Below are 24098 nucleotides of genomic sequence, written 5' to 3'. Positions count from 1 at the left end.
GATTTTTATATCATCAAATCGAATTTCATTGAAAAAGGAGAATTAGTTGAATTTACCTAAAAAACATTTGCGTTATTTTGGATGGATTTGCAACAGGTACCGCATTTTTGATGTATGTTTCTTATATTCCACAAATTATTGATAATATTAATGGAATCTCGACTAATCCGACACAGCCGATTGCTGCCGCAGTTAACTGCTTTTTATGGGTATGCTATGGTCTATTAAAAGAAGAGAAAGATTGGCCTATTGCGATTGCTAATACACCAGGTGTGGTTTTTGGCTTGATTGCATTTTTTACCGCAATATAAATAACTCTTTTCAATTTTATACTGAATCAATTCTCATCTCACTGATTCAGTATAAAAATAGATTGTAACCATTCTAAAATGAATTTTGCTTACCTTTTTCAATAAAATTCGCCAAATTTTCTAATCCAAGGCGGATATACTTAGGCATAGAGTCTAAATCAATTGAATCCATCAAGTTTTTTACGCATAGCCCGAGTTCTGTATCGCCTTCAACAATTAGTTTGCGTTGAAAAAATAACGTATCTGGATCTTGTCTTCTAGTGGCAACTAAAACGAGATCATTAGTATTACCGCTGAAACTGACATCCGGTATTTCAGCCCGACTTACGACAAGTTTATTATTGATATTGCTAATAAACCAAACTAATTGTAAGTCACGGACTTCTATTTTTAACCAACGGTTTTCTAGAAAATCCAGATCTCCATCTGCTAAAGAACGTTCAAACTGGGTTTGTAAAAGTTGTTCCATTATTCTTTGTTTTAGTGAAAACGGGATCAACTGCAAAGGCTTACTTAAAGCCAATGGTGTATTTTCTACTAAAAGTGCATGAACTTTATTTAACATATTTGTCTCATTATCTAATAAATAATTAATTATTTTCTGAAATCATAGCTTCGTATAAATCAAGATCATTATTTAGACGATCAAATGTTTCATCAGAAATTTCATCTTTTGTTTTTAATTGATATAAGGTAGCTCGTTCAGAACCAATTGCTACAATACGCATACGTCTTTCTAAATTTTCTGCTTCTAATGCTTTTTGTTCCAAATTTTTTAAACCAGTACGACGTCGCAATGATCCAATAACTCGAGAACCGACCTCGTTGACGATTTCGTTGTCAATTCCATCCGTCGTGTCGAGTAATAGACTATTTTGCATTTTTTCTAAGCTACTAATTGCTTCTTCAGCCATATATGCTTTCGCTTTAAGGTATTCATCATCAACTTGACTATTATCTAAGATAACGGTACCACGTAGTAAAATAGGTAAAATAACAACAGCCACAACTAACGAGATTAAAATTACGCCCGTTGCGATAAACACAAGTTCATATCGGCCAGGTATTTGACTTGAAATTGGAATTGAAAGCACACCCGCTAACGTGATAGCTCCTCGAACTCCAGCAAATGTAGATATTAATAGGTCTCTGGTTGTATAACTTTTAAATGCAAGGGGTCTTTTCACGCCAAAAGGAAGTGTTGGTAAGTGTTTCATAACCCAAAGCCATAAGAAACGAGTTCCCATTAGGACTACAAAGACAAAAAATACCACAAGAACAAGTTGCCATAGCTCAATTGAAGCATCTTTTTGATTTGCTATATAAGTTTCTGTAATAATACTAGGCAATTGTAATCCAAGTAAGGTAAAGATCACGCCGTTAAATACAAATGTTAACATCGACCACGAACTTTCTGATTGTAATCTCGTTGTTAATGGCGCTTTTCTCATAATTCCAGATTGTTTAACTGTCATACCTGCACTAACAGCAGCTAAAATCCCTGAAGCATGTAAGAAATGTTCCGCAATAATGTAGACAGCAAATGGGAGTAAAAATAGTAGGACAATTTGAATGGCTGAATCATTATTCGTTAGTTTGTTTATTTTGCGTAATACAAGAGTATATAACCATGTCACTATTGCACCGACTGCTAATCCACCGATTGCTGAAACAAAAAATGCAAATGAGATATGCAGAATATCAAATTCCATTGCACCAATTGCAATGGCGACCGCAAATTTTAAACTCACTAGACCAGAAGCATCATTCATTAGTGCTTCACCTTCGATGATTTCCATTTTACTTTTGTCAATACGGCCTTTACCCACAATACCACTTAATGCCACGGCATCGGTTGGTGATAATACTGCTGCAAGTGCCATTGCTGCTGGTAATGATACATTTGGTAAAATCCAATGTAATACGTAACCAAGCGCGACGATGGTTATTACTACTAAAACTAAAGCTAGACCGACAATTTCACGGACATTATGGATAAAATCTTTAATTGCTGTCTTTCTCCCATCATCAAACAAAAGGGGAGGGATAAAAAGTAATAAGAAGAGTTGGGGATCAAATTGTTCTTCATAAACATGAAAAGCTGCTAGAATACACCCAAGTAAAATTTGCATCAGTGGTAATGGTATCTGGAATGGAAAAAGTTTAACAATTACACCAGAAATAGATACAAGTAGAATTAAGATTAGAATCGTCGAAAATAATGCCATAATTTATCGTTCAAATTTTATATTAATTTTTTGCTATTATAGCTTAAAATTTTAGCAAATTCAGTTGAATTTTATTTATATTTTTAGGTATGCAATAATTATTGATAATGTAATGAAAAATTGGCAAAAAGCATTTGTTTTACATAGTAGACCTTACAGCGAAACTAGCCTATTGGTTGATTTTTTTGTTGAATCAAAAGGCCGAATAACCGTGATTGCTAAAGGTGCAAGGCGACAACGTTCATCATTGAAAGGTGTCTTGCAACCATTTACTCCATTGATTATTCAGTATAGTGGTAATGGCAATGTAAAAACATTAGGACAAGTTGAAGCAATTTCTCTTTCTTTACCTTTGTCAGGATATTTTTTATATAGTGGTTTTTATTTAAATGAATTACTACATCGCGTTATTGTTTCTGAGTTGGATACTACTGAATTGTTTCAAGTTTATTTAGATTGTTTGCAACAGCTAGCTAAACGTATTGAACCAGAAAAGGTTTTACGTCAGTTTGAGTTAAATTTATTAGAGTATTTAGGATATAGTATTGATTTTACACATTGCGCTGTTACTGGTGATGATATTGTTGATACGATGTTTTATTTATATCAATCAGAACAAGGGTTTGTTAGCAGTTTAATGAAAAATAGTAATAGTTACTCAGGTAAAGAGTTACGCTCTTTTGCTACTAAAAATTTTGATGATCCCGATTGTTTAAAAGCTGCCAAACGATTTACCCGACAAGCTTTAAAGCCATATGTTGGTGTAAAACCGTTTAAAAGTCGAGAACTATTTTTAAAACCATAATATTTTAGAAAGAAAATGGCATGATACTCATGCCATTTTTCTATAAAGCATCAATGTCACCAAGGTATTGGCTAATTGCTTCCTCTCGTTGAAGCTGTCTTTCTTGGTCGATTTTGCCACCTGACGCCATAAAGTCATTATTTTGGAAATATGCATTACGCATAAAATTATATGGGTCATTGCTACTATTTAATAAATCTTCGTATTCAATAGCAACAGCTCTAGCCTCTATACCATCAAATGCCCATCGAGCAATATTAGCCTCGGCTGATAGCCAATTAAGTGGTGGATAGAGATAATCAACAAGAGTACCACCATCTTGTCTCAAGGTTGCTTGCCCATAAAAAGGTAACACAACATATGGTCCATAAGGAACATTATAATGGCCTAATACTGTACCAAATGTTTCTCTATTTCCCTTTTTAAGCTGAGGATCTGCCATACTTGCGACATCAAGTAATCCACCAAAACCAAAAACTGTATTGAGCATAAATCGCGCTAAATGTACGCTCATTTTATGCATATCTCCTTGTAGTGCACTATTGAGTGCAGAAGCGGGTTCAGCTAAGTTAGAGGAGACACCACTAATACCACTACGAACAGGAGATGGAACATAGTTTTTCCAAGCAACAGCTACAGGTCTTAATAAATAAGGATCAAGGACATAATAGTTGAAATCAAACATCTTGCTATTAAAGCCAGAGAGCGGATCTGAATAGCTGTTTGTTTCTGGATTATATGTCGCACAGCCAGTTAGAATTGTGGTTGAGAAAATTAGACCAATTATTTTATTCTTCATCATCATCTTATTTATATAAAATTGCTAGGTTTTGTAGATATTGTATCATTGAGTTTAAAAATATCCGAAAAGTTTCATCTTTTATCATCTAAGTTAGTAATGGTAAACCGCACAAATTGTCAACATTTAACTATTTCGTAAAAGAATTTATAGCAAAAATTTTTAAATACTTTAGAATAGCGGCCTGCGACCTCATAGTTAAATGGATATAACAAGCCCCTCCTAAGGGCTAGTTGCAGGTTCGATTCCTGCTGGGGTCAAATTCCTGTCAAATGATCAATCATGAAGAAATCTTTTAGCCGTTTTTAAATGAGATATTTTTTATTGGTCAAACATACTCATTCTATAAACAGCATAGAAAGTGTTTATGCTGAATTCACACGACAAAGATAATATGATTAAAGCACTTAATTTTTGTCACAATATATTTTTTGATGGTTATTTCTGTATTGATGAATGACTTTTATTATATTGTAAGTGTATCTTAGTTTTTATGCGCTCAAAAAGTATGATAAATAAAAATGCCCTATTGATAAGGGCATTGTGAAAAATTTGCTTAGAGTTGTTTTTAAACTAACTTTAAAAGGGAATATCGTCATCAAAATCCATTGGCGGTTCATTCGCTGGAGCTTGTTGTGCTGGGGCTTTACGTGCAGCTGGTGCAGATGAATTGTTATTGGAACTTTGTCCCCAATTTTGGGCTGACATATCTTCACTGCTACCACGACTGCCAAGAATTTGTAACGTCCCACCAATATTTACAACGACTTCAGTTGTGTATCGATCTTGACCAGATTGATCCTGCCATTTACGGGTTTGTAACTGACCTTCAATATAGACTTGTGAACCTTTTTTTAGATATTCACCGGCGATTTCCGCTAGTTTGCCAAAAATAACCACTCTGTGCCATTCTGTCTTATCTTTTTGTTCACCAGTTTGTTTATCTTTCCAAGTTTCGGAAGTCGCGATACTGATATTGGCAACTGCACCACCATTTGGTAAATAACGGATTTCTGGATCTTGTCCTAAATTGCCGACTAAAATGACTTTATTTATTCCTCGACTTGCCATTAATATTACTCCTAAATTTTGTTGAACTATTCTTAATTAATGTGTCTTAATTAATGTGCATATCCTTCATTGTAGCATGAGCAAGTGTGAAGGTAATAGCTTTTCTTCTTAAGTTACTTATTTTGCGATAACCCTCGACAAACTTTTATGGTGATGTTAAGTAGTTAACTCTAAATGATAATTTATCAACAATATTATTTTATTGCTTGCAAAATATAGTTAGTATCCACATTTTTACCAAGTGAAAACTTATTTTTTAGTAGGTGATATTCCATACCAATAATATCGTTACACTGTAATCCAGCATTTTTCACGAATTCCATTAATTCTGATGGACGAATAAATCGGTCAAAGTCATGAGTACCTTTAGGGACTAAGCGTGCAATATATTCTGCGCCATAAATTAGTAATAATTTTGCTTTATGATTGCGGTTAATTGTTGATAAAAATATTTTTCCACCAGGTTTTAGCAGCTTAGCACAGGCTGTAATAATTGATTGTGGATCTGGGACGTGTTCTAATAACTCCATACAACTAATAACATCATACTGTTCATTGGAATTTTCAGCATAATCTTCAATCGATGATTTTATATATTGAATGGATAATCCATTTTGTTGGGCATGAGTTCTTGCAACATTGAGTGAAGCATCAGCTAAATCCAACCCTGTTACTTTAGCCCCTTGTTTGGCCATACTTTCAGATAAAATACCACCACCACAACCGACATCTAGTAAATTTTTACCTGCTAAGCTGTGTTGGCAACTTTCTACAATATATTCCACTCGTAATGGATTAATAATATGTAACGGTTTACATTTACCATTAGGATCCCACCACTCTTTAGCAAGTTGTGAAAATTTTTCAATTTCGTTAACATCAATATTTGGTGACATTTTGTTTCCTTGGTCGATTAATAATAAAAATTTAGCGTACTGTTTTTATAAACTGTTGAATTATTTGTGCTGTTAACCCCCAAATAACATAACCTTGATATTGGTAAATATAAACCTCGTGTTGTGATCTCTTTTGCCAATCTTTCGATTTTTGTGGTAATAAGGCAAAAGGAAAATCATCTGCTGGTCTATGGGCTGCCTCTATTGTTGCTTTTATTGGCGTCGTGTTTATGAACCAATCAAGCGGCACACAAAAAGTATGAGAAACTTCTGCTTGGTTTAGACTAAATTGTGTGGATGTCAATTCACCTACAATCGGATAAATTTTGAATCCAATTGCAGAATAAAAAGAGGGCAGTTCTCCATAAATTTTTATTGAATTTTTTGTGATACCAAGTTCTTCATGGGTCTCTCGTATTGCAGTATCGCTAGGAGAATGATCTGTTATATCCATTTTCCCGCCAGGAAAACAGATATCACCAGGCTGGGACCTGAGCGAGGACGATCTCACTTCAAATAGCAAACTTAATCTGCCGTCATTATCTTCAATAATCGGAATAAGAACAGCTGCTTTATCAGCAAGATTATGTTTTTTTATTTGATTTTCAACTCTATTAAGTATATGTTTTTTAGATATCATGTTTTTATTTCAAGTTTAAATAAAATTCTGCCATTTTAGCAATTTTGTAAATTGCTTTACGTCAATAAAATAACATGCTAGATTGCCAAAATATTATAAAAATGTGTCTTTAGTCATATTTTTAATTTTAGAAACATTATGCAAGATTATCTTAAAAAAATAAAACATACACTCAGTGAGCTTGCTTTAGTAAAACAAAAGCGAGCGCTCGATAATATGCCTGAATCATTTCAGGACGTTTTTTTGTTGTTGCCGATATTATTGCATTATCATCATTCATTGTTGCCAGGTTACATTGATGAGCCAGCACCACATGGCATATCATTTTACCATCCTTCAGAGCAGATACTACAAAAAGTTGAACAACAATTTGGCTTTTCCTCTCAGCCTAATCTTGAAAATGAGTGTAAGATTTCAGCGCTTTATTCAATGGGGAGTACTTGTACATTAGGACAATCAATTTACTCTGATTTAGATGTTTGGATCTGTGTAGAGCATAGTTTATCTAATGATGAACGGCAATACTTAGAACGAAAGTGTCTTTTAATTGAGGGATGGGCAAAAAGTAAAGGTGTCCAGTTAACGCTATTTATTGTTGATGCAGCAAGATTTAAGGAGCTACATCATGAATGTCTGATGGGGGAAAACTGTGGTTCAGCCCAGCATATGTTATTATTGGAGGAGTTTTACCGTAGTGCTAATCACTTAGCGGGTAAACTACTACTGTGGTATGTTATTCCATCTAATTTAATTATTAATGGTAAACAGTACGCTTCGTATGATGAATGTATTGCAGCATTAGTCGAAACCAAGGCAATCAATCGAGATGAATGGATTGATTTTGGTTCGTTAATGACTTTATCTGCGGAAGAGTATTTTGGTGCTAGTTTATGGCAACTTTATAAAAGTATCGACTCTCCCTTTAAAGCCGTGTTAAAGACGCTACTTCTTGAAGCCTATTCATGGGAATATCCAGATAGTGAAGTGGTTGCCTATCAAGTTAAGTTATTAATTCAACAAAATGATATGCGTTATCACTATCTAGATTCTTATTATATGATGCTAGAGAAAGTAACCCATTATTTAACTTCCATTGGAGATCATGTTCGTTTAAGTTTAGTCAGAAACTGTTTTTATTTAAAAGTTAACGAACATTTATCAAAGCCTGTTGAGTATATATCATGGCGCCGACAATTATTGATCGAGTTAGTCAATCGTTGGGGATGGGATGATGAATATATTAAAACATTAGATGATGGCGGACATTGGAAAATAGAAAAAGTAAGAGAAGTTAATGAACTACTTTTACAAACGATGATGACCGGATATCGTAATTTATTAAATTTTGGTCGCCGTAATAATTTAGATTCATTAATTAGTCCACAAGATTTGGCTGTATTAACTCGTAAACTATATGCGGCTTATGAGGTCCTTCCAGGAAAAGTTACTATTATTAATCCAAATATTTCGAGTAATTTATCTGAAGATAATTTGACTTTTATTTATGTAAAAAATGATCGGGTAAATCGAATTGGTTGGTATGTTTATAATCAGAAGCCGACCTTAGATTCGATTATTGGGCATCAATATTTAGAATATAGTAGTTCATTAGTTAAATTAGTTTCATGGTGTTATTTTAATCACCTTATTTCAGATAAAACAAAACTATTTTATCGAGATGGAGCTGATCATGATCCTACTAAACTTAATCAGTTAGTAAGAGATCTGCAATCTTACTTTTTAAGTACGGTTCCTGCAGCGACAGAAGAAGCACTGTCGGGACCATGTGAAATTAGACATTTAGCGATTATTATTAATCTTAAAAGTGATATCACTTGTGATTCAGAGGTTGTTAACTCCTATAATAATATTTTTAATATCAATGTATTAAACTATGGTGAAAAAGAGCTGAATCTTGTTCAATCAATAAGTTTACTTTATCGTAATTCTTGGAACGAAATTCGGGTTCTGAGTTTTTCTGGTTCATTATGTGTGTTAGATGCAATAAAAACATTACTGAATCGTATGCATAAAGATGCTGACTTGCCTAATTCGATTAAAATCTTCTGTTATAGCAAATATCTAAAAAATGAGATCCAAACACAGATCCAAGATCTAATCGATCGTTGTATTGATTTAAGATTAACTACTACAAGAAATAATTTAAAACAGTTTATGCCTTTACGTATCAATGGTTCGTCTTGGTATCTGTTTTTTGAACGTTTTGGTGTTTCGACTCATCAGTTTGATAATACGATCGATTTTTATGGCGCTCTTTCAAATAATAAAATTCATGGCAATGCATTAAATGTTTGGGATAGCAGTAATGAACTGCCTAAAGAGATTGATAGTATTGCATGTGAAGGTATTATCCAATTTTTCTTTGAAAATAAAGAATCGGGATTTGATCTCTATATTTTGAATGAAAATAATCAAGCTGAAATTTACCGTAATTGTAATGGCAATATTAAAAATATGATTAGAGATGTAAATAGTTTTTATGCTTTATCTGACGATCGTTTTACATTTTCAAATAGCCTATCGGTTAATTTTAATCTCCCTCAATTCTACCAAATTTTTAGTGATAAAAATGGCGAGAAAAAAATTGCGCCATTTAATATTTAATATATTAGTTATCTTAAATATTCATTATAACAATGGGTTAAAGTTAGATTTTCACTTAAATTAATAAGTTCAATTGATTTATCTCGGCATTCTAAATATAGCCATTAACTTATTAATATTTACGCGTATAATACCGCCCTAGATAAATAAAATATTTTAAATAGATCTATTTATTATAATTCTATTAAAATATTTGGAACTTTTTTAATTTTTTGAACTCTAATATAATATATGTGCATTTTTGGCCATAAAAATATTAGATGAGGAATGGCCTAAATGGGAGAACAAGTAAACGATCAAGTATTGGTTGACCGAGTGCTTGCTGGTAACAAAAATGCCTTTAATCTTTTGGTGACACGTTATCAAAATAGATTGGCATATTTGGTATCTCGCTATGTATCATCGTCAGAAGTACCTGATGTGGTGCAAGAAACATTTATTCGAGCCTATCGTTCGTTAAGTTCTTTTAAGGGTGAAAGTGTATTTTATACTTGGCTATATAGAATTGCAGTAAATACAGCTAAAAATTACTTGATTGCACAGGGGCGTCGTCCACCCGCGTCAGATATTGATGCAGTAGAAGCAGAAACATACGAAGGCTCTGATTTATTAAGAGATATTGATAATCCAGAAAGCTTAGTTTTATCAAATGAAATAAAAAAGGTGGTATTTCAAACAATTGAATCACTACCCGAAGACTTAAAAACAGCTATAACATTAAGAGAAATAGATGGTTTGAGTTATGAGGAAATTGCAGAAATAATGAACACACCAGTTGGTACTGTGCGTTCACGTATTTTTAGAGCTCGTGAAGTTATTGACGAGAAATTGAAACCTTTGTTAAGTTAATATATGTCAACATGTGACCTAGATGATTAAAAGGCAAATTATGTTAAAAGATCAAAAAGATCAAAAAGAACAACTATCATCATTTATGGACGATAATGAGTGCCAAACTGAATGTGTTGATGCCGTTGTTAATGATGTTGAACTACAGCAGTATTGGTATCGTTGTCATGTCGCGCGTGATGCGATGCAAGGTAAATTGCATGATTCTACCTTGACATTAGATATTGCTAGCCGAGTTGCTGATGCTATTGCTTTTGATGACTTATATGAACAGACTATGATAGAACAGCCTGTATCAATTCAGCCTGTGAATTTATTTTGGGTTAAAGTTAAAGATGTCATTGGTAAGTTAGGACAGGTTGGGTTAGCGGCTTGTGTTACATTAGCTGTTATAGCTGGAGTTCAATATCAGCAGACACCTTCTGGTGATGCTCCTGTTTTAAATACTGTTCCAATGAATGTCAATATTTCACCAGTAGGTGGGAAGGGCACTGAAACGAGTAATTATGGCGTTTTGCATACTAAAATGGATCAACAACAATACAATAAAATACGTTTATTGATTCAAGATTATGAACTGCAAAAACGTTTGAGTCCTCAATAAAATTTTGTAATAGTAATTATATAATCTAAATGATAATTAATTTATTTAAAGTGAATGACTACAAGATTACCTTAAAGCAACTTAAAATTAGTTTAGTTGCTTTTTTGTTTATGTTCTCTTTTAGCGTTTCAGCTAGTAGTGCTATACAAAATAATAGCAGTGATTCGCCTGTTACAAGTGCGAATGACTCACCTATTTCTATTTTGTATAATATGCAAGATGCCGTATTACATAGTGATTATCAAATTTACTATGTTGTTGAAGAGTCAGCAGAAGATTCCAGAACATTGCGCTATCGTCATCTAAATATCAATGATAATAGTTATGCTCAATTGCTGTATTTAGAAGGTTCTGCGAAAGAAATTATTTTGTATGCAGATACCGTTAGTTATTTTCAACCAGAAAGTGCCTCATTCTCTTTTCCGACTAAACGTATTATTGAAGCTTTTCCTGATGTTATTTATTCTAATTTCAATGAATTAAGCAAGTACTATGATTTTGTTTTATTAGGTAAAGCTAGAACGGCTAATCGCAATAGTAAATTAATTAGAATCGTTCCAAAAGATAAAGATCGCTATAATTATGTCGTTTGGATTGATGATGAGAGCCACTTACCTCTGCGTATTGATCTACTTGATTTAGAGACTAATATCATTAGACAACAGAAAGTGCTATCTGTAGATATGAATTTTGATAAGCAAAAATTTAAAAATAATCTTGAGAGTCGCAATTATCCAATCTTATTTCCTGCTAATTCAAAAAATAAAGATTTCAATTCATGGCAAGTTAATTGGTTGCCAAATGGATTTACGGAAAGTGCTGCTTATAATGTTAATTATGAGCAATTAACTATTGATACACGTTTATTTTCTGATGGTATTTTTTCCTTTACTGTCAATGTATCCGAAGCATCATCGCCAGAAAAAACAACCCATATTGTAACCCAAGGGATTAAGACGATCTATTCGACTAATCTGAACAATATGAATGTTGTAATTATTGGTAATATTCCTCTTGATACAATAGAAAAAATTGCAAAAAATATTAGTAATAAATAGCCATGACAAAAAACGGCCAAAATACTATGCTTCAAGCCGATTAATGTGTAGAATGCTGAGCTTAATTTAACGCATCTATTAAACTTACAGAAAATTAACTAAAATAATTGATATGAATAAAAATATCCGAAATTTTTCAATTATTGCCCATATTGATCACGGCAAATCAACTTTATCAGACCGTATTATCCAAATTTGTGGAGGATTATCCGATCGCGAAATGGAAGCTCAAGTTCTTGATTCAATGGATTTAGAACGAGAACGAGGCATTACAATTAAAGCTCAGAGTGTGACTCTTGATTATCATGCAAAAGATGGTCAGACATATCAACTTAACTTTATTGATACTCCCGGTCATGTCGACTTTTCTTATGAGGTTTCTCGTTCACTCGCAGCATGTGAAGGTGCTTTATTAGTGGTTGATGCTGGTCAAGGTGTTGAAGCTCAAACATTGGCTAACTGCTATACAGCGATTGATATGAATCTTGAAGTAGTGCCAGTGCTGAATAAAATCGATTTACCCGCAGCTGAACCAGAGAGAGTAGCTCAAGAAATTGAGGATATTGTAGGTATTGATGCTTCAGATGCCGTACGCTGCTCTGCTAAAACAGGTGTTGGAGTTATTGATGTTCTTGAACGATTAGTTCGAGATATTCCTCCTCCTGAGGGTGATAGTTCAGCTGTTTTACAAGCGTTAATTATTGATTCTTGGTTTGACAACTATTTAGGCGTTGTCTCATTAATCCGTGTTAAAAATGGCGAACTGCGCAAAGGCGATAAAATTAAAGTTATGAGTACTGGTATGACTTATAATGTCGACCGTTTAGGTATTTTTACGCCAAAACAAATTGATACTGAAATGCTCGCGTGTGGTGAAGTTGGCTGGGTTGTTTGTGCTATAAAAGATATTCTTGGTGCACCAGTTGGTGATACGTTAACACTTGCTCGTAATCCAGCAGACAAAGCTTTACCAGGCTTTAAACGTGTTAAACCTCAAGTTTATGCAGGATTATTTCCGACAAGTTCTGATGATTATGAAGGGTTTCGTGATGCATTAGGTAAACTGAGTCTAAACGATGCGTCATTATTTTATGAACCAGAGAGTTCTAGTGCATTAGGATTTGGTTTCCGTTGTGGATTCCTCGGTCTATTGCATATGGAGATTATTCAAGAGCGTTTAGAACGGGAATATGATCTTGATTTAATTACTACCGCCCCAACTGTTGTTTATGAGGTGCTTACTACCTCTAATGAGACGCTCTATATTGATAGTCCGTCAAAATTACCAGCAGTTAATAATATCGCAGAATTAAGAGAACCGATTGCTGAGTGTAATATTTTAGTACCACAGACTTACCTTGGTAATGTGATTACTTTATGCGTTGAAAAACGCGGTGTGCAAACTAATATGGTATATCATGGTAATCAAGTTGCATTAACTTATGAAATTCCGATGGCCGAGGTTGTTTTAGACTTTTTTGATAAATTAAAATCAACCTCACGTGGATATGCATCCCTTGATTATGGGTTTAAACGTTTTCAGGTTTCGGATATGGTGAGAGTTGATGTATTAATTAACTCTGAACGAGTTGATGCCTTAGCATTGATTATCCACCGTTCTAGTGCTCAATATCGCGGGCGTGAATTAGTTGAAAAAATGAGAGAATTTATTCCTCGTCAACAGTTTGATATTGCTATACAGGCAGCAATTGGTAATCATATTATTGCTCGCTCTACGGTAAAACAGCTACGTAAAAATGTATTAGCAAAATGTTACGGTGGCGATGTTAGCCGTAAGAAAAAACTCCTACAAAAACAAAAAGATGGTAAGAAACGAATGAAACAAGTTGGTAATGTTGAATTACCACAAGAGGCGTTCTTAGCTATTTTACATGTAGGTAAAGAGTAATTAATTTAAATGAGGTAATACCATGGCTGGAATGTTCGCTATTATATTGACATTAGCAACTTTTTTGACAGGAATATTATGGTTTTTGGAAAAATTTAAGTGGAAACCAGAAAGACAACGTAAAGTTGAAGAAGTTAGAAAACAGACCGATGGGAAAATTGATGGAAAGATTTTAGCAGAAGTTGGTCGCCCTAAAAAATGGGTAGATTCGATGGCTTCTTTTTTTCCTGTTTTATTTGTTGTATTTGTAATTAGATCTTTTATATTTGAGCCTTTTCAGATTCCATCTGGTTCAATGATGCCAACTTTATTAATCGGCGATTTTATTGCAGTACAAAAATATGCTTATGGTATTAAAGATCCAATTACTAACACGACAATTATTCCAACAGGTACGCCGCAACGCGGTGATATAGCTGTATTTAAGGATCCTAGACATCCTACAATTGATTTTGTTAAAAGAGTTGTTGGTTTACCTGGAGATAAGGTTGTTTATCAAGCTGATACTAAAGAACTGCTAATTTATCCTGCATGCGAAGTGACTAGCGATAATTGTGAAGGGCAACAAACCATTCCTCTAAATTTAAATTATGGTCCAATTACAGCAAGCGATTGGGTTGAAGTTTTCGGTAAGAATAGTGCTAACTTTTATACTAATGAAGAGTATAATAATCTTAATTTACCAACAGATGGATCTTCTTTAGCGTTCACATTAAATAAACGAAATGAAACGTTAGGGGATGTGGCCCACGATATTTTACTATTACCGATGCAAGTCAATAGTGTAAAAGATTTTTATAAACAAGTTGGACAAAAACCTGGTGAATGGGTTGTTCCTAAAGGTTATTATTTTATGATGGGTGATAACCGTGATAATAGTGATGATAGCCGTTTTTGGGGATTTGTTCCTGAAAAGAACTTTGTAGGAAAAGTCTCTGCAATTTGGGTTAGTTTTGATAAACAGCCTAATGAGTGGCCAACAGGAATACGATTTAGTCGGATTGGTGGTGTTAACTAGACTAAATAGTATATTTAATCTGTGATTATAATAATTACTGTTTTTTATGGCGCCCGATAACGGGCGCTGTTTTCTCCAAAATAAATTTAGTACTAAATAATACGAGTACAACTATTAGAGTAATGAGTCAAAAAGTCATGAAATCAAATGAATTAGGTCTAATCAAATTACAGCGACAGATTGGTTATAAGTTTAATGACGTAGCACTATTATTGAGAGCCCTAACCCATCGTAGTGCCGATAAATCGCATAATGAACGCTTAGAGTATTTAGGTGATTCCATATTGAGCTTTGTTATTGCTGAAGCATTGTTTAACCAATTTCCCTATGTTGATGAAGGCGATTTAAGCCAAATGCGTTCAACTCTTGTTTGTGGTGAAATGTTAGCAATAATTGGTCAAGACTTTGGTATCGGTGAATGTCTAATTTTAGGGCAGGGGGAGTTAAAAAGTGGTGGTCATCGACGAGAGTCGATTATATCTGATGCTGTTGAAGCTATTATCGGGGCAACTTATTTAGATAGTGATATTAATATTACAAAACAACTTATTTTGACTTGGTATCAAAGTCGATTAAAAGAGATTCAACCAGGGATAAAACAAAAAGATCCCAAAACACGTTTGCAAGAATATTTGCAAGGTATTCATCAAGCAAGACCTGTTTACTTGATAGTAGAAGTGATCGGTAGTGATCATGAACAAGAATTTGTTATTCAATGTAAATTAGATCATGATAATGGTCAATATTTTGGACGTGGTGTTAACCGACGTAAAGCAGAACAAGCCGCTGCTCAAGCAGCAATAGATAATTTAGGTATCAAATGATGCATCAAAATATGAATAATAATCAAAATACATCTCACTGTGGCTTTGTTGCCATCGTTGGACGTCCTAATGTGGGTAAATCAACCCTACTAAATCAAATACTTGGGCAAAAGATTTCTATTACTTCTCGTAAAGCACAAACTACTCGTCATCGAATCTTAGGTATTGATACACAGGGTAACAACCAAGTAATCTATATTGACACTCCTGGGTTACATATTGAGGAAAAACGAGCAATTAATCGCTTAATGAATAGAGCTGCAAGTAGTTCAATTGGGCATGTTGAGTTGATTTTGTTTGTTGTAGAAGGTACCCACTGGACTGATGACGATGAAATGGTTCTTAACAAGTTAGCCGATGTCAAATGTCCCGTATTATTAATTATTAATAAGATTGATAATGTACAAGATAAGACAAAATTATTACCACATATTCAAGAAATTAGCCAAAAATATAAATTTATGGATATTATTCCTATTAGCGCTGAAAAAGGTGAGGGAATCGATATTATTAAAGCGGTAGTTGATAAACACTTACCTGAAGGAGAACACCATTTTCCGGAAGATTACATTACAGATCGATCACAACGTTTTATGGCTTCTGAAATGATTCGTGAAAAATTGATGCGTTTTCTAGGGGATGAATTACCTTATTCTGTTACTGTTGAAATTGAGCAGTTTAAAGTTGATGAAAAAACCGGTATGTATCACATTAATGGTCTGATTTTAGTCGAACGAGATGGTCAGAAAAAAATGGTTATTGGTAATAAAGGTGAAAAAATTAAACAAATTGGTATCGAAGCACGTAAAGATATGCAAGAGTTTTTCCAAACAAAAGTTCATCTTGAATTATGGGTTAAAGTTAAGGCTGGTTGGGCGGATGATGAGAGAGCATTACGTAGCCTTGGTTATGGTGATGATTAAAAATTATACAGATAGTTCAATTTAGCTTAATTGGACTATTTATTGATTTTTGGTCGGTATATTATATAGCTAACAGCTTATAACAAGCTAAAACAAGGGGGATACAATGTACCAATCTATTCTAGTTCCTATTGATATAGTGGAAAAAGACTTAACTAAAAAAGTACTTCCTCATGTCGAATATTTAGCAAAATTATCTAATGCCAAAGTTAAACTTTTCCATGTGCTACCAGTAGCATCAGCCATTGTTAATGCTTATTCATTTGGTTTTGAAGAGTTTAAAGATAAAGCGACGATTCAAGCTGAAAAGTGGTTGGCTGAATTAATTAAAACCATTGATTTACCAAAAGATCGTTTATCGAGTGCTATTGCATTTGGTAATCCTCGTGATGAAATATTGACAATCGCTGGCGAATTAATGCCAGATTTAATTATTCTGGGTTCAAGAAGACCTAATATCTCTTCTCATCTACTTGGTTCTAATGCCGCAGCCGTTGTTAGGCATGCTAAAACATCCGTATTAGTTATTCGATAATAATTTTACCCGCACATGTGCGGGTTTTATTCACCTATCGTTATTATCTTCTATAATAGACTTTTACTATTATCCTAGTGTAATTGATAACTTATTTATTTGTTGATAATGATAATTGTTTTTATTTGACTTGTGTTATATATTATGGGGTTCATTGACTAGCACTATTAGAAAAATTGTTTATTTGCTAGCTGTTTTATTTCGAATTAATCGGTATATAATGCACGGTAAAAAAGAGTTAGTTTTATGAAAAAGTTTGATTGGCCAGTTAGAGTTTATTATGAAGATACTGATGCCGGTGGGGTTGTTTATCATGCTCGTTATTTGGCATTTTATGAACGAGCTAGAACAGAAATGCTCCGCCAAGCTAATATTAATCAGCAAGTTTTGCTTGAAGAAAGTGGTGTGGCATTTGTAGTGAAAAAGATGAGTATTGATTATATTTATCCTGCACGTTTAGATGATTTGCTAATAGTAAATAGTGTTGTTGATAATGTTCGTCGAGCATCTTTAGTTTTCAAACAAAAAATAACTGATCAAAGTGGTCGCTTGTATAGCGAAGCAGAAGTATTAATTGCTTGTGTTGATCTCAACAAAAAAAAGCCTTGTGTATTTCCTAAGACATTTATTTCGGAGTTTTTATAAGTGGAAAATATGAATATTGTTGATTTGTTCCTTGGAGCTAGTCTTTTAGTTCAATGTATAATGTTATTATTGTTAGGGTTTTCAGTCTTTTCTTGGGCTATTATATTTCAACGTAGTCGAATTTTGAATAAAGCGAAAAAGCAGATAGAGATTTTTGATGAAAAGTTTTGGTCATCAGATGAGCTAAATACTCTTTATAATGATGCGCAAAAAAATAAAGAAAATATCACAGGAACAGAGCATATTTTTTATTCTGGCTTTAAAGAGTTTTCTCGATTATTTCAAATCAACCCTAATATGCCTGAGGCTGCCCTTGATGGGTCATCTCGTGCCATGCGTTTATCAATGAATAGAGAACTAGATTCATTAGAGCAAAATATTCCTTTTTTAGGTACTGTCGGCTCAATTAGCCCATATATTGGTTTATTTGGTACTGTTTGGGGTATTATGCATGCATTTATTGCATTAGGTGCTGTTAAACAAGCAACGTTACAAATGGTGGCACCAGGGATCGCAGAAGCTTTAATTGCAACAGCTATTGGTCTTTTTGCAGCCATTCCTGCCGTTATGGCATTTAATCGACTAACATTAAAAGTTGGTCGAATGGAACAGGACTATTTGAACTTTATTGACGAATTTTCCGCAATATTACAACGTCAAGCTGTGGCTATTAGGAAGTAATTAAGATGAGTCGTAAATCGCGTTATTCTACTAAAACTGAAATTAATATTGTTCCTTTACTAGATGTATTATTAGTTTTGGTATTAATTTTTATGGCAACAGCTCCTATTATTAGTCAAAGTGTAGAAGTTGATTTACCTGAAGCGTCAGAATCTAAAACCGTTGCAGCCTCAGATAATAAACCGATTATTATTGAGGTTGCAGGTATTGGCGTTTATTCATTAATTATTGATCAAGATAGACAAACTGATTTACCTAAAGAGCAAATTATTGCAGAAGTTAAGCAACAATTAGCAATCAATGAAAAGGCTGTATTTTTGGTAGGAGGAGCAAAAAATGTTCCTTATGAAGAAATTATTAATGCATTAAATTTATTACAGACTGCGGGTGTCAAATCAGTTGGCTTGATGACACAGCCGATGTAAATATATTTATTGTTACCTCTACCATAAGTAAATAAAAACAATATAATAAGCATAAATTTTTAAATAAAAATGAGACAATGTCTATTACACTTTGGTTACAATAGCCTTTATGCCAAAAAAGATAAATTCTAGGTTTAGTCGCGCACTAACAACCTCAATAGTTTTACATATAGTATTGATTGCTGTACTTGGTTATAGTGCATGGCAATATGTATCGCCATCTGCTGCAAATAATAGTCAAGGCGAATCAATTGACGCTATTATGGTTGATAGTGCTATTATGACTCAACAGTATCAACGTCAGGTTCAACATCAACTCTCCAGTCAACAAGTTAAACAACAACTGCAACAACAGATTGAAAAACAAGCCCAAGCTTTACAACAACAATTGGCTGAGCAGCAGCGATTAAAAGAGTTAGAAAAAGAAAAACTGTTAGCTATTGAAAAACAGAAACAAGAAACCGATGCTGCAGCTAAGGCTCTGGCTGAAAAACAGCGAATTGAAGCTGAACGCCAAAAAGCTGAGCAAGAGAAACAAAAAGCGTTAGCTGAAGCTGAAAAAGTGAAATTAGAAGCAGAAAAGCAGAAAAAGGTTTTAGAACAAGAACGTTTAAAAGCAGAGAAAGAGAAACAAGATAAGCTTAAAGCGCAACAAGAGGCAAAACAGAAAGCCTTAGATGAACAGCAAAAACAGCGAGATCTTGATGATATTCTTGGAGGGTTAACATCTAGTGTGCCAAAATCTCAACAAGGTGTCTCAACAGGCGAGTTAGATCAATTCAGATCACAAATAACCAATGCAATTAGTAATAAGTTTATTAATCCTAAATTGTATAGTGGCAAAAATTGTGTATTAAAAATTAAAATAGCTTCAGATGGATTATTATTGAAGGTTGATGCTCAGGGTGGGGATCCAACTCTATGTCGTGAAGCCATTTCGGCAACTAATGCTGCAACTTTTCCAAAGCCGAAAAGTGATCAGTTATATCAGCAGGTAAAAGAAATGACTATTGATTTTAGACCTAAGTGATAAATATAGTTGTATCTTGATCTATTCAAAATCAATATACAGAGACAATACTATTGCAGGTGAAGATTTGATTATCCCCGATAAGGGTGTTTGAACAATAAATTAATGTAAGGAATTTTAGAATGATGCGACATGTATATCATTTTTTGGTTAGCTGCATTTTATTATGCAGTGCAGCAATGTCCATGGCTGATATCCGAATTATTATAACTGATGGTGTGAACGCGGCAAAACCAATCGCTGTTGTACCATTTAAGTGGACCGGCAATGGTGCTGCGCCTCAAAATATTGAAGAAATTATTGCCTCTGACTTACGTAATAGTGGTAAGTTTAATCCAATTGAAACTCGAAGAATGCCACAACTACCAGAAACGGCATCATCAGTTATTTCAAAAGAGTGGAGTGCATTAGGGATAGATGCTGTTGTGACAGGGCAAATTCAACCAGATGCATCTGGTAACTATCTAGTTTCCTATCAATTAGTTGATACAGTGAATAATCCAGGGACTATTTTAAAAGATAATCAATTTTTAGTTCAAGAGCGTTGGTTGCGCTATGCAGGTCATACGGCTAGTGATGAAATATTTGAATCTTTGACTGGTATCAAAGGAGCTTTTCGTACTCGTATTGCCTATGTCGTGAAAATGAATAAAGGTCCATATAATCATGAATTAAGAGTTTCCGATTATGATGGCTACAATGAAGTGACTATTCATCGTTCAAATCAGCCTTTAATGTCGCCGGCATGGTCTCCAGATGGTAAAAAGATCGCTTATGTAACATTTGAAAGTGGTAAATCAGTATTAGTTATGAAAATTTTAGAGACAGGTGCTGTCGAAAATATTGCCGATTTCCCTCAGCATAACGGATCTCCTGCATTTTCTCCTGATGGATCTAAATTAGCGTTTGCATTGTCAAAAGATGGCAGTCTTAATTTATACGTAATGGAACTTGCAACAAAAAAAATTAAACAAGTAACATTTGGTCGCAGTAACAATACTGAAGCAACTTGGATGCCAGATAATCAAACATTAGTTTATACCTCTGACCAGACTGGGCGCCCACAAATTTATACCGTAACGATTGATGGTTCGACTCCAAAACGACTAACTTGGGATGGTTCTCAGAATCAGAATGCTGAAGTTTCAAATGATGGTAGTTTTATTGCAATGATTTCCACTAATAATGGGGTTCAGAATGTGACTAAGTATGAGATCTCATCAAATACTTATCAAAAATTAACTGATACATTTTTAGATGAGACACCTAGTATTGCGCCGAATGGGACAATGATTATTTATAGTTCAACGCAAGGTTTAGGAACTATATTAAATTTAGTTTCAACTGATGGTAACTTTAAAGCTAAGTTGCCTGGAACTGATGGGCAGGTTAAATTTCCTGCTTGGTCCCCGTATTTGTAATTTATTTTACTTTATTTAGAGTAAAATATTTGTAGGAAAAGTTTTATTTAAGCTAATTTAGCTTTTAAAAATTACTCATGTTATCTTGATTAATTGACTAAAAAGCTAATTTTCTTAGGGTCAATAATAAAAGATAAAAGGAGTAATAAAATGCAATTTTTAAAATTAATTAAAGGCGCAGTAATCGTTCTTCCATTAATCGCTGCAACAGCTTGTACGTCAACATCAGATAAATCTATGAATGGTGCAAATGGTGCGAACGGTGCTTTTGGTAACTTAACTGAAGCACAACAACTTCAGCAATTACAAGCAGCTAATACTGTTTATTTCGATTTTGATAAATATAATATTAAACCTGATTTCGCTAGAGCATTAGATACACATGCTGAATTTTTACGCGCACATCCATCGTTTAATGTTGTTATTGAAGGGCACGCGGATGAACGAGGTACTCCAGAATATAACATTGCTTTAGGTGAACGCCGAGCTGCTGCTGTTAAAGCTTATTTACAAGGACGTGGTGTTTCTGCTAATCAGATGACTATTGTTTCTTATGGTAAAGAAAAACCAGCAGTATTAGGTCACGATGAACAAGCTTATGAGAAAAACCGTCGTGCAGTAATTGTTTATTAATTCAATCATTACAAAAATATATTAGTTTAACGGTCGCATTATGCGACCGTTGTTGTTTCAATCAATAAAAAAGATGATAATATAATCATCAATATGTTTCGTTGAGTAAAGGATTCTATTTATGCGTAAAAAGTTTATCTGTTTATTTATTTTATTATCATCGTTTTATACTTACGCAAGTTCTGAGTTAGAACGTGTAGTCGAAGCACAAGGTCAGTTATTGACTGATAATCAGCAAAAAATTACTGATTTACAATATGAAGTCGATCAACTACGTGGACAACTAGAAGAGACAACTTATCAACTTAATCAAACGATTGAACGACAAAAAATGATCTTGCAACAGTTAGACGGTGTTATGCAAAGTAAAGCAGGTCAAAATAGTACTAATACTAATAATAGTACCACAGCTACTTCTCTAAGCGGATGGACCCCTTCTGGTGACGATAAAACCGATTATAATTTTATTATTAAGGTTGCATTAGATGGTAAAGAACCCAAAGAGGCAATTAATGCTTTCCAACAATTTTTAAAAGATTATCCGAAATCATCTTATACTGCTAATGTTAATTATTGGTTAGGGCAACTTTGTTATGGTCAAGGCCGTAAAGATGATGCATCTTTTTATTACGCTACCGTTGTGAAAAATTATCCTAAGTCGGCAAAAGCAGCAGATAGTTTATATAAAGTTGGATTAATTTTGCTTGATAAAGGAGATAAGGCGAAAGCGAAAGCTGTTTTCCAACAAGTTATTGCTCAGTATCCCAATGATAAAAATGCGACCTCATTAGCGAATACAAAACTAGTTACATTAGGTTAATATGGTTAAATAACAAGCTGTTGAAAGAGTAAATTATAAAAAAGGTTGCATCATTACGGAATCAGAAGTAATATGCACCCCGAAATATCAGTGGGTCGTTAGCTCAGTCGGTAGAGCAGCGGACTTTTAATCCGTTGGTCGAAGGTTCGAATCCTTCACGACCCACCACTTTAAATGTACTAGCTCTGATGTGATACAGCCCCGTTTTGAAGAGGTATCTGTCAGTTTAGATTTGAGCTAAGTTTTTCTCTTCCCAAATCAATTTCCCATCAAGTGGCTTTGTTGCATAAATAGCGAAAATTTGTCTATTATAGTGTTATAAAAACATGCAAAGAGGCTAATGAATGACGGAGTATCAAAAGGTAAAGCACAAAACAACCCATTGGTCCGCTTATAATCACTCACTAAGAAAACGGGGTTCATTAACTATTTGGTTAGATCCTACTTTAAATTGGTATGCCTCATCATCAGATAAGAGAGGTAGACCCGCTATCTATACAGACCAAGCCATCGAATGTTGTTTAACGATAAAAGCCCTTTTTCAATTACCGTTACGTCAAACCATTGGTTTGCTTGAGAGTTTATTTTCTTTGGCTAAACTTAACTGGCGTGTCCCTGATATCTCGACACTGAGTCGGCGTTTAAGTCAGCTAAAAACAACTCCAGCCAAAGTTCTTTCAGCTCACAAAAGTGCGATGCACCTACTCGTTGATAGTACAGGTATTAAGCTCTCAGAAACGGGGGATTGGTTAAGTAAAAAAACACCAGGTAAGTAAACGTCAGCGGTGGTTAAAACTTCATATTGCTATTGATGCAGAAGAGCTGACTATACAAAGTCTAATCGTTACCGATAGTAGCACAGGCGATCCTCAAGTATTTCCAGCGTTATTAAAGAAAATCAATCCAGCACAAAAAATAGCAGCTGTTTATGCTGATGGCGCTTATGATACCAAAGGTTGTTATCAAGCTATTAAAGAGCAAGGTGCTGATGCCATTATACCACCGAGAAAGAATGCACAACCATGGAAAGGTGAACATCCACGAAACCAGGTTCTTAAAGCTGTTCACCATCTTAGTAAAACAAGCAGGAAACGTTTATCTGGTTACCACAAAAGAAGCCTAGTCGAGACGATTTGATCGTCAAGTCGCAGAGCTTACTATCAGAGCGGCTCTATTAAATCAATTTACGTTATTAGGAAGACCTCACACTATACGTGTTTCTTAAATTTATGGGTAAAGGGTTACTATCTTCTAAATTTGATTTATGCAACAAAGCCAACATCATAACAATGATCTTATAAAACTCGCACTAATTAGTGTAGCCTATTCAAGAGATAGTTAACTGAAT

At 34.1% G+C, this 24098-nt stretch carries 24 protein-coding genes, 2 tRNA genes and 1 pseudogene; 21 read left to right on the top strand and 6 right to left on the bottom strand.

What is annotated here, in order from left to right; genetic code table 11:
* Positions 1-77 precede the first annotated feature (77 nt).
* Positions 78-311 carry a SemiSWEET family transporter gene (locus RHO11_04635; protein WVD62413.1) on the top strand — a complete coding sequence of 78 codons (234 nt, stop codon included), beginning with the start codon at positions 78-80 and terminating at the stop codon, positions 309-311.
* A 73-nt stretch (positions 312-384) separates the two neighbouring features.
* On the opposite strand, the gene RHO11_04630 is transcribed toward RHO11_04635, so the two are convergent.
* Together RHO11_04630 and RHO11_04625 are read right to left on the bottom strand one after the other, a co-directional pair.
* On the bottom strand, positions 385-876 hold the full coding sequence (locus tag RHO11_04630; GenBank protein WVD62412.1) for an SCP2 domain-containing protein: 492 nt from the start codon (positions 874-876) through the stop codon (positions 385-387).
* Positions 877-901: 25 nt separating this feature from the next.
* Entirely contained in the window at positions 902-2539 is a 1638-nt protein-coding gene (locus RHO11_04625) for a Na+/H+ antiporter (protein ID WVD62411.1), read from the bottom strand.
* 112 nt (positions 2540-2651) lie between these two features.
* Between RHO11_04625 and recO the strand changes: the two genes are divergently transcribed.
* Complete coding sequence (recO, locus tag RHO11_04620; protein ID WVD62410.1) at positions 2652-3344, top strand: DNA repair protein RecO; 693 nt, start codon at positions 2652-2654, stop codon at positions 3342-3344.
* A gap of 40 nt (positions 3345-3384) precedes the next feature.
* Here the strand turns inward: recO and RHO11_04615 are convergent, their stop codons facing one another.
* Positions 3385-4143, bottom strand: coding sequence for an MlaA family lipoprotein (locus RHO11_04615; GenBank protein ID WVD62409.1), 759 nt, complete (start codon positions 4141-4143; stop codon positions 3385-3387).
* Between the two features lie 188 nt (positions 4144-4331).
* Between RHO11_04615 and RHO11_04610 the strand changes: the two genes are divergently transcribed.
* Positions 4332-4403 (top strand) — tRNA-Arg (locus RHO11_04610).
* Between the two features lie 319 nt (positions 4404-4722).
* Here the strand turns inward: RHO11_04610 and RHO11_04605 are convergent.
* From RHO11_04605 to RHO11_04595, 3 genes are all read right to left on the bottom strand, one after another.
* On the bottom strand, positions 4723-5214 hold the full coding sequence (locus RHO11_04605; protein WVD62408.1) for a single-stranded DNA-binding protein: 492 nt from the start codon (positions 5212-5214) through the stop codon (positions 4723-4725).
* Positions 5215-5408: 194 nt separating this feature from the next.
* Entirely contained in the window at positions 5409-6110 is a 702-nt protein-coding gene (gene ubiG / locus RHO11_04600) for a bifunctional 2-polyprenyl-6-hydroxyphenol methylase/3-demethylubiquinol 3-O-methyltransferase UbiG (protein ID WVD62407.1), read from the bottom strand.
* A gap of 31 nt (positions 6111-6141) precedes the next feature.
* Positions 6142-6750 carry a CoA pyrophosphatase gene (locus RHO11_04595; protein ID WVD62406.1) on the bottom strand — a complete coding sequence of 203 codons (609 nt, stop codon included), beginning with the start codon at positions 6748-6750 and terminating at the stop codon, positions 6142-6144.
* A 138-nt stretch (positions 6751-6888) separates the two neighbouring features.
* Here RHO11_04595 and RHO11_04590 point away from each other — a divergent pair, with 138 nt between their 5' ends.
* The 18 genes and pseudogenes from RHO11_04590 to RHO11_04505 all read left to right on the top strand — a co-directional run bounded on the left by RHO11_04590 (position 6889) and on the right by RHO11_04505 (position 23975).
* A complete protein-coding gene (locus RHO11_04590) occupies positions 6889-9375 on the top strand; it encodes a class I adenylate cyclase (protein ID WVD62405.1) in 2487 nt (828 codons plus the stop codon).
* A 276-nt stretch (positions 9376-9651) separates the two neighbouring features.
* Positions 9652-10224, top strand: coding sequence for an RNA polymerase sigma factor RpoE (rpoE, locus tag RHO11_04585; protein ID WVD62404.1), 573 nt, complete (start codon positions 9652-9654; stop codon positions 10222-10224).
* A 40-nt stretch (positions 10225-10264) separates the two neighbouring features.
* Positions 10265-10828 (top strand): RseA family anti-sigma factor, encoded by a 564-nt coding sequence (locus RHO11_04580; protein WVD62403.1) that lies wholly within the window; start codon positions 10265-10267, stop codon positions 10826-10828.
* Positions 10829-10857: 29 nt separating this feature from the next.
* Positions 10858-11886, top strand: a complete 1029-nt coding sequence (locus RHO11_04575; GenBank protein WVD62402.1) for a MucB/RseB C-terminal domain-containing protein — start codon at positions 10858-10860, stop codon at positions 11884-11886.
* A 112-nt stretch (positions 11887-11998) separates the two neighbouring features.
* Positions 11999-13795 (top strand): translation elongation factor 4, encoded by a 1797-nt coding sequence (gene lepA, locus RHO11_04570; GenBank protein ID WVD62401.1) that lies wholly within the window; start codon positions 11999-12001, stop codon positions 13793-13795.
* Positions 13796-13817: 22 nt separating this feature from the next.
* The gene (lepB, locus tag RHO11_04565) at positions 13818-14813 is read left to right on the top strand and encodes a signal peptidase I (protein WVD62400.1); all 996 of its coding nucleotides are present in this window, start codon (positions 13818-13820) and stop codon (positions 14811-14813) included.
* A gap of 137 nt (positions 14814-14950) precedes the next feature.
* On the top strand, positions 14951-15637 hold the full coding sequence (gene rnc, locus RHO11_04560) for a ribonuclease III (protein WVD62399.1): 687 nt from the start codon (positions 14951-14953) through the stop codon (positions 15635-15637).
* 11 nt (positions 15638-15648) lie between these two features.
* Entirely contained in the window at positions 15649-16560 is a 912-nt protein-coding gene (era, locus tag RHO11_04555; GenBank protein ID WVD62398.1) for a GTPase Era, read from the top strand.
* A 106-nt stretch (positions 16561-16666) separates the two neighbouring features.
* A complete protein-coding gene (locus tag RHO11_04550; protein ID WVD62397.1) occupies positions 16667-17095 on the top strand; it encodes a universal stress protein in 429 nt (142 codons plus the stop codon).
* Between the two features lie 246 nt (positions 17096-17341).
* Positions 17342-17740: a tol-pal system-associated acyl-CoA thioesterase gene (gene ybgC / locus RHO11_04545; protein ID WVD62396.1), complete on the top strand. Its 399-nt coding sequence runs from the start codon at positions 17342-17344 to the stop codon at positions 17738-17740.
* A gap of 9 nt (positions 17741-17749) precedes the next feature.
* Entirely contained in the window at positions 17750-18421 is a 672-nt protein-coding gene (gene tolQ / locus RHO11_04540) for a protein TolQ (protein ID WVD62395.1), read from the top strand.
* A gap of 5 nt (positions 18422-18426) precedes the next feature.
* Positions 18427-18846, top strand: a complete 420-nt coding sequence (tolR, locus tag RHO11_04535) for a colicin uptake protein TolR (GenBank protein WVD62394.1) — start codon at positions 18427-18429, stop codon at positions 18844-18846.
* A gap of 109 nt (positions 18847-18955) precedes the next feature.
* The gene (gene tolA, locus RHO11_04530; protein ID WVD62393.1) at positions 18956-19876 is read left to right on the top strand and encodes a cell envelope integrity protein TolA; all 921 of its coding nucleotides are present in this window, start codon (positions 18956-18958) and stop codon (positions 19874-19876) included.
* A gap of 125 nt (positions 19877-20001) precedes the next feature.
* Positions 20002-21297: a Tol-Pal system beta propeller repeat protein TolB gene (tolB, locus tag RHO11_04525; protein WVD62851.1), complete on the top strand. Its 1296-nt coding sequence runs from the start codon at positions 20002-20004 to the stop codon at positions 21295-21297.
* Between the two features lie 150 nt (positions 21298-21447).
* Positions 21448-21930 carry a peptidoglycan-associated lipoprotein Pal gene (gene pal / locus RHO11_04520; GenBank protein ID WVD62392.1) on the top strand — a complete coding sequence of 161 codons (483 nt, stop codon included), beginning with the start codon at positions 21448-21450 and terminating at the stop codon, positions 21928-21930.
* Between the two features lie 121 nt (positions 21931-22051).
* Positions 22052-22750, top strand: a complete 699-nt coding sequence (ybgF, locus tag RHO11_04515) for a tol-pal system protein YbgF (GenBank protein ID WVD62391.1) — start codon at positions 22052-22054, stop codon at positions 22748-22750.
* A 92-nt stretch (positions 22751-22842) separates the two neighbouring features.
* Positions 22843-22918 (top strand) — tRNA-Lys (locus tag RHO11_04510).
* 176 nt (positions 22919-23094) lie between these two features.
* Positions 23095-23975 (top strand): annotated as a pseudogene (locus tag RHO11_04505) (IS5 family transposase).
* The last annotated feature ends 123 nt before the right edge of the window (positions 23976-24098 follow it).

Source organism: Orbaceae bacterium BiB (assembly GCA_036251205.1).
GTDB classification, from domain to species: domain Bacteria; phylum Pseudomonadota; class Gammaproteobacteria; order Enterobacterales; family Orbaceae; genus Orbus; species Orbus mooreae.
Note: the sequence above shows the minus strand (reverse complement) of the source record. Positions and strands in the feature narration are given on the sequence as shown.

Excerpts from the sequence above, each read along its gene's own strand:
- lepB (WVD62400.1), top strand. The coding sequence starts at position 13,818 with ATGGCTGGAATGTTCGCTATTATATTGACATTAGCAACTTTTTTGACA.
- RHO11_04625 (WVD62411.1), bottom strand. The coding sequence starts at position 2,539 with ATGGCATTATTTTCGACGATTCTAATCTTAATTCTACTTGTATCTATT.
- tolR (WVD62394.1), top strand. The coding sequence starts at position 18,427 with ATGAGTCGTAAATCGCGTTATTCTACTAAAACTGAAATTAATATTGTT.
- recO (WVD62410.1), top strand. The coding sequence starts at position 2,652 with ATGAAAAATTGGCAAAAAGCATTTGTTTTACATAGTAGACCTTACAGC.
- rnc (WVD62399.1), top strand. The coding sequence starts at position 14,951 with ATGAAATCAAATGAATTAGGTCTAATCAAATTACAGCGACAGATTGGT.
- RHO11_04630 (WVD62412.1), bottom strand. The coding sequence starts at position 876 with ATGTTAAATAAAGTTCATGCACTTTTAGTAGAAAATACACCATTGGCT.
- pal (WVD62392.1), top strand. The coding sequence starts at position 21,448 with ATGCAATTTTTAAAATTAATTAAAGGCGCAGTAATCGTTCTTCCATTA.
- RHO11_04575 (WVD62402.1), top strand. The coding sequence starts at position 10,858 with ATGATAATTAATTTATTTAAAGTGAATGACTACAAGATTACCTTAAAG.
- RHO11_04550 (WVD62397.1), top strand. The coding sequence starts at position 16,667 with ATGTACCAATCTATTCTAGTTCCTATTGATATAGTGGAAAAAGACTTA.
- tolB (WVD62851.1), top strand. The coding sequence starts at position 20,002 with ATGCGACATGTATATCATTTTTTGGTTAGCTGCATTTTATTATGCAGT.
- RHO11_04580 (WVD62403.1), top strand. The coding sequence starts at position 10,265 with ATGTTAAAAGATCAAAAAGATCAAAAAGAACAACTATCATCATTTATG.
- ybgF (WVD62391.1), top strand. The coding sequence starts at position 22,052 with ATGCGTAAAAAGTTTATCTGTTTATTTATTTTATTATCATCGTTTTAT.
- lepA (WVD62401.1), top strand. The coding sequence starts at position 11,999 with ATGAATAAAAATATCCGAAATTTTTCAATTATTGCCCATATTGATCAC.
- RHO11_04615 (WVD62409.1), bottom strand. The coding sequence starts at position 4,143 with ATGAAGAATAAAATAATTGGTCTAATTTTCTCAACCACAATTCTAACT.
- RHO11_04605 (WVD62408.1), bottom strand. The coding sequence starts at position 5,214 with ATGGCAAGTCGAGGAATAAATAAAGTCATTTTAGTCGGCAATTTAGGA.
- RHO11_04595 (WVD62406.1), bottom strand. The coding sequence starts at position 6,750 with ATGATATCTAAAAAACATATACTTAATAGAGTTGAAAATCAAATAAAA.
- tolQ (WVD62395.1), top strand. The coding sequence starts at position 17,750 with ATGAATATTGTTGATTTGTTCCTTGGAGCTAGTCTTTTAGTTCAATGT.
- tolA (WVD62393.1), top strand. The coding sequence starts at position 18,956 with ATGCCAAAAAAGATAAATTCTAGGTTTAGTCGCGCACTAACAACCTCA.
- ybgC (WVD62396.1), top strand. The coding sequence starts at position 17,342 with ATGAAAAAGTTTGATTGGCCAGTTAGAGTTTATTATGAAGATACTGAT.
- rpoE (WVD62404.1), top strand. The coding sequence starts at position 9,652 with ATGGGAGAACAAGTAAACGATCAAGTATTGGTTGACCGAGTGCTTGCT.
- RHO11_04590 (WVD62405.1), top strand. The coding sequence starts at position 6,889 with ATGCAAGATTATCTTAAAAAAATAAAACATACACTCAGTGAGCTTGCT.
- ubiG (WVD62407.1), bottom strand. The coding sequence starts at position 6,110 with ATGTCACCAAATATTGATGTTAACGAAATTGAAAAATTTTCACAACTT.
- era (WVD62398.1), top strand. The coding sequence starts at position 15,649 with ATGAATAATAATCAAAATACATCTCACTGTGGCTTTGTTGCCATCGTT.